Genomic DNA, 12,525 nt, shown 5'->3' on the forward strand with positions numbered 1-12,525 from the left:
TATAGAATATGAATGCAATTAGAGAACATATTTATTTGGCTGCATTGTTGCATGATATTGGGAAGTTTTATCAGCGTGCGGATACAGGAAGTGAAACTTCAAGTCGATATTTGGGTCGAGTAGTAATAGAGGGAAAAAGTATGATCCTTCCTTTATTGAAAGGTGATTATACACATAAACACGGTTTATGGACGGCGCAATTTATAGACGATTACCGGAGCGTATTTCAATCTCTGGTAAACGCTGACCTCTGCAATTTGACTCAAAAGGATAACCTGTATTTTCTGGCAGCAGGACATCATTTACCATTGGAACAACAAACTGAATTAGGGAAAATTATAAAGAAAGCAGATTGTCTTTCCTCGGGTATGGATAGGAACAATGATGAAGCAATGAAGGATGATCAGGACGAGAAGAGTTGGGATGCCTTCAAGAAGAAACGAATGACTTCTATCTTGCAAGATATCAATGGGCGTAAGGGGGAAAGTGTTTTTCATTTGCCTTTAATGCCGCTTTGTTTAAGGAAAGAGTATTTTCCGGATACTGATAAAGAGATAATTCCTGATTATATAACTTTGTGGGGAAGATTTAATGCGGATTTTAAACAAATACAAGCGAATACGTATCACGCTTTTTCAGAAACGTTGCTAAGTTTACTATTCAAATACACCACTACAATTCCGTCTAGTACCATTAATTTCCCGGATGTATCTTTATATGACCATCTCAAAACAACGGCGGCTATCGCAATTTGTTTGTACGACTACGAACAATCTACTTCCAAAGGAGATACTCCTTTTCTATTGATTGGTGGAGACTTTAGTGGCATTCAGAATTATATTTACCAAATTATATCAAAGCATGCAGCTAAGAATCTGAAAGGTCGTTCTTTCTATTTACGAATTCTTTCTGATAGTATTGTGCGATACTTATTGAAAGTGTTACGGCTATTTCAAGCAAACGTGATCTATAACTCAGGAGGTTCTTTTTATTTGTTAGCTCCCAATACAGGGGAAGTGAAACGAATATTAGAACAGTCTGTTCGGAAAATAGAAGAACATTTGTTTCGTATGCATACTACTACTTTGTTTGTAGCTATCGATTCCGTAGAAGTTACGGAGGATATGTTAATGCATCGTAAAGGTGAAAACTTGCGTAATGCGTGGACACAATTGTTTGAAAAGAGAGAAGTAAAGAAGCGGTCAAAATTCTCTTCACTTATGGAATCCGAATATGGAAATTTCTTTATTCCTGCTGGTGGAGAACGATTGCACGATTCTATTACCGGTGAAGAATTTCTTAAAGAGGAACTTTGTAGTAAAAACTCAATAGATGAAGAAGACGGTAATCGCCTTACATTAAGAGGGATTACGAGTAAGCAAATAGATCTTGGACGAATGTTGAGAGAATCGGATGTTATGGTGGTATCGGATGGTGAAATTCCTTATTGGAAAGATAAGGTATCTATTGCTCCTGCAAATCTGGGAATTTATTATTATCTGCTGAAATTTGCGGATGTGACCAAGATGAAAGATCTGTTACGAGCTTCTGCCGATAAAGTTTCCGTTGTTTCTTTAAATGGAGGTGGAAGTTTGGACTGCGATTTTATGAAGAGTATAAATGGGCTGAATAATATCTATGCATTGGAGTTTTACGGTGGCAACAAGTTTTCGGGTAAAACCTTTGAAGAGATGTGCAAAAACGATTCATTTTCCCGATTAGGTGTTCTGCGAATGGATGTGGATAATTTAGGTTCTTTGTTCCAATCAGGGATAAGAGAAGACCGTGCCACATTGTCTCGTTATGCTGCCTTGAGTCGCTCCTTGGATTATTTCTTTTCGGGATATCTTAATAAGATACAGCAAGAGATTGATGAAGAAAATACATTTATTGTATATAGTGGCGGTGATGATGTGTTTATCGTGGGCGTGTGGGACAAGATGATAGAAATGGCAGAACGTATCCGAAATGATTTTAGGGAATTTACCTGTGAAAATCCGTCTTTCTCTATATCTGGGGGAATAGCTATTGTACCGAAAAAGTTTCCTATTATGAAAGGGGCAGAAGTCAGTGCTGAAGAAGAGAAGAATGCAAAAGGTCATAAAGTTATGAAAGTGCAAACTGATGGAACGCAAATGGAACTCACTAAAAATTCCCTCTCTTTTATGGGTACTCCACTGAATTGGGATAAAGAATATCCTATTGTTAAACGATTAAAGAATAAAATAGTCAACTTTGTAGAACAAAAAGAGTTGCCTAAATCATTTATATCTAAATTGTTAGGACATGCCTTAAATGCGGATATTAAAGGGCATACAATAACTAATTTTAAAACTTATTGGATGTTGACTTATGACCTTAGCCGTATGAAAAGTACGAGACAAGTATCTACTTGCAGGGATTTGATAAATAATTGTATCAAGGAGGTGTGCAGCAGAAACTGTCGAACACTAAATGGCGAATCAATTATTACTCATTATAACTCGTTGGAGTTATGGACTTTCGCTGCAAGATGGGCAGAATTGGAGATTAGGACAAATAGTAATAACTCATAAAAATAAAGAAATATGGATAAAGAAAGAGATTCATTTCGCCCAAGAGTTTCACAAGGGCAAGGTAGTGGCAATTACAGAGGAGGCGGTTGGAATAATAATCCGGAGAGAAGTATTAGTGATTACTTTCAAGAATGGAATTATCAATCTGAGTGGATAACTAAAGGAGCTAACGAAGATTTGGTTTCTTTTGCGGAAAAAACGGGAAAATTCTTGGCTAAGAATAAGTTGACAAATTCCAAAATACGTAATGTTTATGGGGAAATCAAACGAATACAAATGGGCACTTTTGAAAAAGAAAGATCGTCATTTTATCTGTTACGACCCAAAATGGCTTATGCGTTGGGCCGAGATTCTAAAAACAAAGGCTTGGAAATGTTTAAGTTAATATTTGACACTGCATCTAAAGATGTTACAGATGAAACAAGTTATCAAAACTTCTGTAACCTAATAGAAGCCATGTTGGCTTATCACAAAGCAAATGGAGGTGATTAATTATAGCAAAAACTAATAATTATGGAAACAAAATTAATAAAGAAAGTAGTCTATGCCGGTACTATTGAGTTGAAAACCGGTTTGCATATTGGCGGAACAAATGCTGCATTGAATATCGGTGGTCCGGATAAATTTGTAGTTCGTAATCCTATTAATAATATCCCTTATATTCCGGGAAGTTCCTTGAAGGGGAAAATGCGTGCATTGGTAGAAATAGCCAATGGTGAAACTAACAATGGAAAGCCAACGAATAACCCGAAACATAAAGCTGGTGCTTTGTTCGGCATATCGGGGGATAGTAACGATAGTCACCCTTCTCGTCTCATAGTGCGTGATGCAGAATTGTTGGTAGATGATCCTAATGTTGACTTCAGCCATACAGATTTGCCATACACAGAAAGTAAGACAGAAGTTTCTATTGACCGCATTACTGCAAAAGCTAATCCGCGCACTTTTGAACGTGTTCCTGCCGGAGCGAAGTTTAAGCTCAACATGGTGCTCAATATCTTTGAAGAGGAAGATGAGGTAGCTTTAAAGAACACGTTGAAACAAGCCATTAAATTGTTGGAAGATGATTATTTGGGTGGACATGGGTCGCGCGGATATGGACAGGTCGCAATTGTTTTGGACAATGAAGATGGCGAAGAACGCCTAATAAATGAATATTATGGTAAGGTATAATATTTTGAAGATGAAGTTTTCCACCCCTGTTCATATAGGTTCGGGTAAGGATAACTATGATTTTTCGTCTACCGACCTTCATAGTGATACTTTAGCTTCTGCCTTAGCTGCTATTCGGGCGCAGAGTGGACAAACGGAAGATTTAGAACGGTTTCTGAATTCTTTTGTTCTTAGTTCGGCTTTCCCATACATGGGAAATTCATTTTTTCTTCCTGCGCCTGTAGGGAGGTTGTCCATAAAGGTAAGGGGTAAAGAAGAATATGAATACAGAAAGTATTTGAAGAAAATTCACTTCATAGAAACATCTGTATTCTGTCGACTTGCTCAGGGAGAGACTGTGGAAATTGATGAGAAGCAACTTAAAGGTTCATATCTTGTAGGATCAACAGAAGAACAATGGAGTCATCCATACAAGAATCAGGTAAGCCAACGGGTGGAGGTGCCAAGAAATGGACAAGATACTACTCCTTTCTTTTTTGACTGGCGATACTTCAACAAAGATGCAGGACTATATTGTATTACCGGTGCAACAGACCAATTGTTTGAAGAATTAGTCAGGCTGTTCAGGCAACTTGGAGAAACAGGAGTAGGGACAGATAAAAACGTAGGGGGAGGAAAGTTTGAAATCGAAACAGGAACTCTTGAACTTGCGGAAATAGGTGACGCTAACACTACCCTTCTTTTATCCTTATATGTACCCACAGAAGAGGAACTAAAGAAGCTTCGGTTGACAGATTCTCGATATACCCTCATTTTACGTGGCGGGTACATGGCAGGGAGTGATATAGAAACATTTCGTCACTTATGGAAGAAGTCGATCTATATGTTTGGATGTGGTTCCATATTTCCTGTTGTTCAGTCTCTTAAAGGAAAGGTAGTAGACTTACGTCCAGATTGGAATGACAAATGTCTGCATCCTGTTTATCGTACCGGAAAGCCATTTTGCTTGCATATAAAAGTGAATGATTATGAGTAGAATAAAAATAACTACATTGACTCCTGTGCATATTGGTTCAGGGAATATGCTTCAACTCAATACGGAGTTTGTGCCAACGGCTACATTGCAGGAAAAGTATATTCGCATCATTGACGATCGAAAGGTGTTGGAATTGGTAGGTGAAGAACATCTTGATGATTGGTTACTGAGCATAGAAAAGCAAGAAGATATCAAGGAGTTCGTAAAACGATATGCTCCTCAAAGTAAAGTGGCTGATTACTCAAAGCGACGTTTGACCTCTTTTGTTGACAGTACAACTTTGAAACAAGGAGATACGTTGAAAGAATGTATTCATAATGGCTTTGGACTTCCTTATATTCCCGGAAGCTCTATCAAGGGGGCTATGCGTACAGCTATACTTACTTCACTGGTAAATACGATTCCGAATATTGAAAGTAATATAAGGGACAAAAGAGAAAAAATAGGGGCAGAACAAATAGAAAAAAGGTTATTTGGTAAAGATCCGAATGCTGATGTATTTCGTTTTTTACAGGTGGGGGACGCCTATTTTGAACAAGGTTCGGAAATCGCAGTACAACTTGTAATGGGCTTAAATATTACTCATAATACTGAAAATCTTATTCCTAAAGAGAATAAGAAACCACAATTAGTAGAAGCAATAGGAGTCGAAGAAGAAGCTCTTTTTCAATTAAAGATAGACAAACAACATTACGAAAACGCTAAATTGGCTAATCCGAATGCTATTGGAGAGATGCCTCAAGAAATGATGAGTATCAATTCTCTATTTGGTCTGATCAATTCTTATACTTGTACTCTTATCGAGAAAGAAATTAATATTTGGAAAAACTACGAAGAACGTACCGGTGCAGATAAATACATAGAGAAGATGGATGAAATATTATCCGAGGCTCGCAGATGCCAAAGTGATGAGTGTGTGTTACGCATAGGTCATGCTTCTGGTTGGCGGTTTATTACGGGAGCTTGGGCAGAGGATTTGCCTAATTTTAATTCTACTATAGTGAATGCAGCACGTCCCAATAATCGTAATTATGATGAATATATTTTTCCAAAATCGAGGCGTACAGATTCTGATGGAGATTTAATAGGTTTCGTAAAATTAAAAGCAATAAAAGATGAGTGAAACTATTTCTAAATTGGAACAAAACAAGCTCTATTTCATTTCGTTTTGTATAGAGCAATACAAAAAGCATAGCGGTACGACGGGGGGCGCTACTATGGGACTGTTTGATCGTTATGGGGTAACAAACTATTTGTTTGATCACTATGATGTTCTTCATACCCAAGGAAATCAGTGGCTGATAGAGGAAATTGAAAGTTTTATAAAAGAAAGAGGGGGATTGAAATGAAACTTTATCATGGAAGTTTAGAGATTGTACGAGAACCACATATTATTATATCAACCCGTACGCTTGATTATGGATATGGATTCTATACCACCACCTCGCATGAACAAGCTGAACAGTGGATTACCCGTAAAAGAACAAGTGCAAATACCGGATATATTAATATATATGAGTTTGATGACGAACTACTTAACAGCGCCATTCTCAAAGTTTTGAAATTTGAAAAGCCAACGACAGACTGGGTGGATTTTGTGATGCAAAACCGCATGGATAAAACATATATGCATCCATACGATTTAGTATATGGTCCGGTAGCAAATGATAAAGTGTATGCAGCATTTGCTCTGTATGAAAGCGGATTGCTTGATAAAGATGGGCTTATCCGTGAATTGAAAGCGTACACATTGGTTGATCAAATGTTGTTTCATACAGAAGAAGCATTGCGTTATTTAAATTTTATTGAAGCGAAGGAGGTTTTATTATGAACCAAACGATTACCAATGATAATCTGTACTTGCTATTACCGGGTAAAGTAGCATGGGTTGCCACTATATATACCGAAGAGCACCATGTCAATCCTTTGGATGCGCTAAGAATCTTCTACCATTCTAATACTTATAAGGAATTGGAGAAAGAAGAAACAAAACTATGGCACTATGGGCCGGTAGCGTTGTATGAAGAGTTTTTGGAAAAACAGTAAAGTTTATATGTTGTCAGGGCAATATACTGAGCAAACTAAAAGCAATAAGCAGCAATGAGCAATAACACCAAAATATCCATTCGTTTCTTTGACGACCGGGAAGTTCGCGCCATTTGGGATGAGGCAAATAGTAAGTGGTGGTTTTCTGTTTTAGATATGGTGGCAGTTCTTACTGACCAAGACGATTACAGCAAAGCGCGAAACTATTGGAAATATCTCAAGACCAAGTTAAAGAAGGAAAATGATGAGTTGGTTAGTGCCACTAACCAACTGAAACTGCTGGCAAGTGATGGTAAACGTTATCTAACCGATATGCTTGATTACAATGGAATCATCGCTTTGGGAAAGCAGTTTCCCGGCAAAAAGGCAAACCGTTTTATCGAATGGTTTACGTATAGTGATGAAAGTATTGATGGCAAAAGTAAGTCAAAAGCGTATGCCTTGTTTGAGAGTTCATTTATTGATAGCATAGAGGTTGGTACTACACAAGGTTTGCAGCAGATTCATGGTTATTTGTTTGGTGGACTTTATGACTTTGCCGGTCAAATCAGGCAAAAGAATATATCGAAAGGTGGTTTTCAATTTGCAGTAGCTCGTTTCTTAGGTGCTACGTTGAGGCAGATTGAGCAAATGCCTAAAAATACATTCGATGAGATTGTGTACAAGTACGTGGAGATGAACATTGCTCATCCGTTTATGGAAGGTAATGGGCGTAGTACTCGTATTTGGCTGGATTTAATGTTTAAGCATCGACTTAAGTGTTGTGTGGATTGGAGTCGAATAGGTAAGAAAGAGTATCTGGATGCAATGATCCGGAGTAGTACAGATAGTACCACGCTAAAAAGATTGCTCAAAGGTTCGCTTACGGATGATATTCATAGCCGTGAACTGTTTATGAAGGGAATCGATTATTCGTATTATTATGAGGAGGAATAGTAAAACTAAAGAATAAAAGGTATGGCACGAAAAGTCTTTATTTCCATTTTAGGAGCAAGCTTTTATGGATATTGCAAATACACAAAAGGTGAATTTGTATCGTCGGAAACGCGTTTTGTACAACAAGCTACGCTTGAATTGCTGAATGTCAAGAAGGATTGGGGAGATAAAGATATGGCTCTCTTTTTGCTGACAGAAAGAGCAAGAAAAGATAATTGGACTGAAGAGTTGTCTGTCCGCAAAGACAATAGAACAGGAAATGACGTCCCTTATTTAGGATTGCAAAAGGAATTGAAAGATATGGGATTACCTTTTAAACCGAAAGACTTGAATATCCCTGATGGGAAAGATGAACCTGAGATGTGGGAAATCTTCAATATCCTTTTTAATGAGTTACAGAAAGACGATGAATTGTATTTTGATCTGACACATAGCTTTCGTTATCTACCAATGCTTGTATTGGTTTTGGGGAATTATGCTAAATTCCTTAAGAAAGTAACTGTCAAGTATATCTCTTATGGCAATTATGAGGCTCGAGATACGGTCTCAAATGAAGCTCCTATTGTAGATTTGTTACCTTTGTCTTCATTGCAAGACTGGACCTTTGCGGCAGCTAATTTTATAGAAAATGGTAATGCTGAAAGAATAGAGAAACTATCAAACGACAAAGTTAGTTCTATTTTGAGGGCTACATCGGGAAAAGATGAAAAGGCCGGATTGATTAAAGGATTTGGTAAAGCTTTACTTCAGGTAACAAACGACATGAATATATGCCGTGGAATTAATATTTGTAAAGGAGATAATATGCAGAAACTCAAATCTTACCTAAAAGATGTAGATGCGAATATTATCAAACCTCTATCACCTATCGTTACGAAAATAGAAGAAAGCTTTTCTTGCTTTGATGGATACAGTAATGCTGAATGTGCAATTGTTGCTGCACGATGGTGCTTTGAGCATGGAATGTATGAACAGGCTGTGACGATACTTCAAGAAGGGATTGTTACGTTTTTTTGTTTGAGGCACAAGCTTAACGAGATAGATGCTGAGGAGCGTAAAAAAGTTAATGACGCTTTTTACTATTATACGAAAGGTGGAATACCGACAGGATATGAAAGTCGTGAAGTTGTTGAGAATATTTGGAATGATGAGACTTTTGCTGAAGAATTAGCAAATGCATTTTTTCATTTAACTGATATAAGAAATGATTTTAATCATTCAGGAATGCGAAAGCAGCCTTTGACATCTCAAAAGATAGTGGATGGTATTAAGAAGCGCATAAATAGTACTGAATCTCTCTTGCTTAATCGGGAGAGTGAATTGCAAAATACTTTCACTCCTTTGCTACTCATTAACCTCTCCAATCATCCCTTCTCCGCTTGGTCTGAGCAGCAGTACCAAGCAGCGGAAGTCTATGGCAAATGTGTTGATTTGCCATTCCCCGACATTAATCCTCTGTGTAATGACCAAGAGATTGAACAACTTTCCGATGAATACCTGGAAAAAGTTCTTGTAATGAGCAACGGACACGAAGGTACCCTTACTGTTCACTTAATGGGCGAACTCACCTTTTGTTTCTCACTCTTGCGAAAGCTGCAAAGTCGGAACATACGCTGTATAGCATCCTGTACCGAGCGCAATGTGACAATGACGGAAGACGGAGTGAAACATACGTTTTTTCATTTTGTGCGTTTTCGTGATTATACTAATACATAAAGTTATATGGAACTCATCTTAAACACATTCGGCACCTCGCTCAGCCGTGATAACGAAGGATTTGTTATCACCCATAAAGACGGACGGCAGCGCATTCCGGCAGATGGTATTAAGTCTATACAGATAAGCCGGGGTGCTCAAATCACAAGTGACGCTGTGATGCTGGCAATAGAAAATGAAATTGAGGTACTCTTTATGGACAAGGGAGGTATGCCGATAGGTCGTATTTGGAGTCCAAAGTACGGCTCCATATCTACCATTCGTAAAGGGCAGCTTAACTTTACGTTTTCCAAAGATGCGCTGACATGGATAAAGGATATTATCCGCCGGAAGATAGAAAACCAGCAGGCGTTGTTGCTGATGATGAATGCTACCGGAGCAGATATTGAACGCAAACGTGATAAGGCTATTTCCCGGCTGGAAGATTATCGTACGAAAATCGCCACAGTGGATGGAGAGGTTATTTCGGATGTAGCCGCACAGCTGCGTGGCTGGGAAGGCGTGGCTTCTAAAATATATTTCGAGGCGCTTAATTTGTTCATCCCTGAAGAATACCGCTTTGACGGACGCTCGCAACATCCGGCAATGGACATAACAAATGCTTTTTTAAACTACGGCTATGGTATCTTATATGGAAAAATAGAGGGCGCGTTGATAAAAGCCGGCATCGACCCTTATGTGGGAGTGCTTCATCGCGATGACTACAACCGCCCGGTATTAGTGTACGATGTAATTGAACTTTATCGTGTATGGGTGGACTATGTAGTGTACAGTCTCGTAGCGCAACGGGTAGTAACCGAAGAGTATTATTCCGTGCGCGATGATGGCTCTTACTGGCTGGAAGGATTGGGCAGACGCATCCTCATACAGTCACTCAACGATTATCTGGAGGAAGTGATATCCGTGAAATCAGTTTCCCGTTCTCGCCTGACTCAGATACAACTGTATGCGACTGATTTGGCACAACAATTTAAACGTTACGAATGATGCTGTTGGTAGGAACAAATATCACGAGTGCCGCTGATGCTTTAAAAAAAGTAACGGTGGAGTATCTGTATCATAGTTTCCGCAATCCTAAGCCGGAGATTAGTGCGAAAATCAGGCAACTGCGCATTGTGCGCCGCTTGGATGTCAAACAATATGCGGCATTAAAGAGAATGTTGCCTTATGTGGTGTGTGGCATGTTCAATCCTCCTTATCGGCGAACGGAGAACTTCGCTTTTATAGAATATTTTATGGTTGATATTGACCATCTGACAGAAAAGGGACTGGACATTGCGGATGTACGTAAACGGATAGAGCAGGATGAGCGGGTAGCGCTCTGTTTTCTTTCTCCCGGAGAAGATGGGTTGAAAGTGTTATTCCGGTTGAAGGAGCGTTGCTATGATGCAGGGTTATATTCCCTTTTTTACAAGGCTTTTGTGCGCAAGTTCTCTATCCATTATCAGTTGGAACAAGTGGTAGATGCGCGAACATGCGATGTTTGTCGGGCTTGTTTTGTCAGTATAGATCCTGATGTCTATTACTCGCCTGATAGTACGCCTGTAGATATAAATGAATATATAGATACATCGGATATCACTGGCATGATGGATATGAAGGCTTCGTTTGCTAAAGAAGAGAAAGAGCAGGCAGGGAATGGGAAAGAAGAAATGCAGTCGTCTGATCCTGATGCTGACGTCTTGGCACGTATCAAAGAAGTACTTCACCCAAAGGCTGCTAAACGCGGGAAAGAAAAACCACCTGTGTATGTTCCCGAACAGCTTGATGAATTGATGGATGGATTGAGAAAATATATTGAGGATACCGGTACATCGATTTACGAAGTTATCAACATTCAGTATGGCAAGAAGCTGCGGATGAAGGTTGGACTGCGGCAGGCGGAAATCAATCTTTTTTATGGTAAGCGTGGGTTCAGTGTAGTACAATCTCCCCGTTGTGGTACGTCTTCGGAGCTAAATCAGTTAATGGCGGATTTGATAACTTCCTTTTTGAATGAGAATACATAATTTGCGTGTGTGATATGACCACGAAGAAAAAGAAGACGGTGTTGACCTTTCCGCAGAAAATGATGAAATTATCGCAAGCGGGAATGGCGAATAGTAAGATGATAAACCGCTTACCTAACGACTATGCTTCCATACCGGAACTTGACGTACGGGTCAGGCATGTATTAGGATTGATTAATAACCCTCAAAGACCGGCTACCAATATGTTGTTTTTTGTGATGTACGATATAGAGAATAATAAGGTTCGCAATCAGATAGCTAAGTATCTGTTGCGTAAAGGTTGTACCCGTGTGCAGCGTTCCATATTTCTGGCGGATCTGAATGCGGACAAGTATGAATCTATTCGCAGTGACCTCGCTGAAGTGCAGTCGCTCTATGACAATCATGACAGTATCTTGATTGTACCCATCTCTACCGATTATCTTCAAGCTATGAAGATAATTGGGAAGTCAATAGATGTAGATATTATTATGAAGTCTAAAAATACTCTATTTTTTTAGGCTTTATTAATTATTCGTTCTATGAAATATTGTTTATCTTTGCCGCCGCTTTTGAAAGGGCACTTTTTTGCTAATGCAATGTGTTTCTGATTAATTATTTGATGGTAATTTATTGGTTATTAGCGGTATGTGATAAGATGCCCTCGTGTTTGTACTTCCAATAGAATAAGGATTAAGACAGTTCAAGAATATCCTTATAATCTTCCTCTAATTTCTCGTGTTTGTACTTCCAATAGAATAAGGATTAAGACTATCTTTGTCAAATAATAATGTTAACAGAGTTCCATACTCGTGTTTGTACTTCCAATAGAATAAGGATTAAGACAGTTCTTGAATTCCCTCATTGTCAAGGTCTTCAGCAACTCGTGTTTGTACTTCCAATAGAATAAGGATTAAGACAGATTAATTGATTTCATTTTTCTATTTTTTAATTCTCGTGTTTGTACTTCCAATAGAATAAGGATTAAGACTCTGCACTTAAACCATTGTCTGTTGACGCCGTTTGCTCGTGTTTGTACTTCCAATAGAATAAGGATTAAGACAGCTGCATCCAAATACTTTTGCATCGTTTTAAACGCTCGTGTTTGTACTTCCAATAGAATAAGGATTAAGAC

The 12,525-nt window shown here is 38.6% G+C and carries 13 protein-coding genes and 1 CRISPR repeat array; all 13 genes read left to right on the top strand.

All coding sequences use genetic code 11. The features are described from left to right. Positions 1-8: 8 nt before the first annotated feature. Genes cas10 through cas2 form a run of 13 tightly spaced genes read left to right on the top strand, consistent with a single transcriptional unit; the run spans position 9 to position 11,911 of the window. Positions 9-2,555, top strand: coding sequence for a type III-A CRISPR-associated protein Cas10/Csm1 (cas10, locus tag B2Z67_RS01590; RefSeq protein ID WP_291528067.1), 2,547 nt, complete (start codon positions 9-11; stop codon positions 2,553-2,555). 12 nt (positions 2,556-2,567) lie between these two features. Beyond that, the gene (gene csm2, locus B2Z67_RS01595) at positions 2,568-3,047 is read left to right on the top strand and encodes a type III-A CRISPR-associated protein Csm2 (RefSeq protein ID WP_291528068.1); all 480 of its coding nucleotides are present in this window, start codon (positions 2,568-2,570) and stop codon (positions 3,045-3,047) included. Positions 3,048-3,068: 21 nt separating this feature from the next. Further along, positions 3,069-3,728 (top strand): type III-A CRISPR-associated RAMP protein Csm3, encoded by a 660-nt coding sequence (csm3, locus tag B2Z67_RS01600; RefSeq protein WP_291528069.1) that lies wholly within the window; start codon positions 3,069-3,071, stop codon positions 3,726-3,728. Further along, on the top strand, positions 3,715-4,704 hold the full coding sequence (gene csm4 / locus B2Z67_RS01605; protein WP_291528070.1) for a type III-A CRISPR-associated RAMP protein Csm4: 990 nt from the start codon (positions 3,715-3,717) through the stop codon (positions 4,702-4,704). The genes csm3 and csm4 overlap by 14 nt, the downstream gene beginning before the upstream one ends. Continuing rightward, complete coding sequence (csm5, locus tag B2Z67_RS01610; RefSeq protein ID WP_291528071.1) at positions 4,697-5,827, top strand: type III-A CRISPR-associated RAMP protein Csm5; 1,131 nt, start codon at positions 4,697-4,699, stop codon at positions 5,825-5,827. The genes csm4 and csm5 overlap by 8 nt, the downstream gene beginning before the upstream one ends. After that, positions 5,820-6,053: a DUF3791 domain-containing protein gene (locus B2Z67_RS01615; protein ID WP_291528072.1), complete on the top strand. Its 234-nt coding sequence runs from the start codon at positions 5,820-5,822 to the stop codon at positions 6,051-6,053. The genes csm5 and B2Z67_RS01615 overlap by 8 nt, the downstream gene beginning before the upstream one ends. Then, positions 6,050-6,535, top strand: a complete 486-nt coding sequence (locus B2Z67_RS01620) for a DUF3990 domain-containing protein (RefSeq protein WP_291528073.1) — start codon at positions 6,050-6,052, stop codon at positions 6,533-6,535. Before B2Z67_RS01615 ends, B2Z67_RS01620 begins: the two co-directional genes overlap by 4 nt. Next, on the top strand, positions 6,532-6,750 hold the full coding sequence (locus B2Z67_RS01625) for a hypothetical protein (RefSeq protein ID WP_291528074.1): 219 nt from the start codon (positions 6,532-6,534) through the stop codon (positions 6,748-6,750). The genes B2Z67_RS01620 and B2Z67_RS01625 overlap by 4 nt, the downstream gene beginning before the upstream one ends. 54 nt (positions 6,751-6,804) lie before the next feature. Next, the gene (gene fic / locus B2Z67_RS01630) at positions 6,805-7,686 is read left to right on the top strand and encodes a protein adenylyltransferase Fic (RefSeq protein ID WP_291528075.1); all 882 of its coding nucleotides are present in this window, start codon (positions 6,805-6,807) and stop codon (positions 7,684-7,686) included. Between the two features lie 21 nt (positions 7,687-7,707). Continuing rightward, positions 7,708-9,402: a TIGR02221 family CRISPR-associated protein gene (gene csx2, locus B2Z67_RS01635; protein WP_291528076.1), complete on the top strand. Its 1,695-nt coding sequence runs from the start codon at positions 7,708-7,710 to the stop codon at positions 9,400-9,402. A gap of 6 nt (positions 9,403-9,408) precedes the next feature. Then, positions 9,409-10,389, top strand: coding sequence for a CRISPR-associated endonuclease Cas1 (gene cas1 / locus B2Z67_RS01640; RefSeq protein ID WP_291528077.1), 981 nt, complete (start codon positions 9,409-9,411; stop codon positions 10,387-10,389). Beyond that, a complete protein-coding gene (locus tag B2Z67_RS01645; RefSeq protein ID WP_349677260.1) occupies positions 10,386-11,411 on the top strand; it encodes a CRISPR-associated primase-polymerase type B in 1,026 nt (341 codons plus the stop codon). The genes cas1 and B2Z67_RS01645 overlap by 4 nt, the downstream gene beginning before the upstream one ends. A 14-nt stretch (positions 11,412-11,425) precedes the next feature. Next, a complete protein-coding gene (cas2, locus tag B2Z67_RS01650) occupies positions 11,426-11,911 on the top strand; it encodes a CRISPR-associated endonuclease Cas2 (protein ID WP_291528078.1) in 486 nt (161 codons plus the stop codon). Positions 11,912-12,053: 142 nt separating this feature from the next. After that, positions 12,054-12,525: direct repeats of the CRISPR family, unit length 37 nt; unit sequence CTCGTGTTTGTACTTCCAATAGAATAAGGATTAAGAC.

The organism is Bacteroides sp. UBA939 (genome assembly GCF_002293435.1).
Lineage (GTDB): Bacteria > Bacteroidota > Bacteroidia > Bacteroidales > Bacteroidaceae > Bacteroides.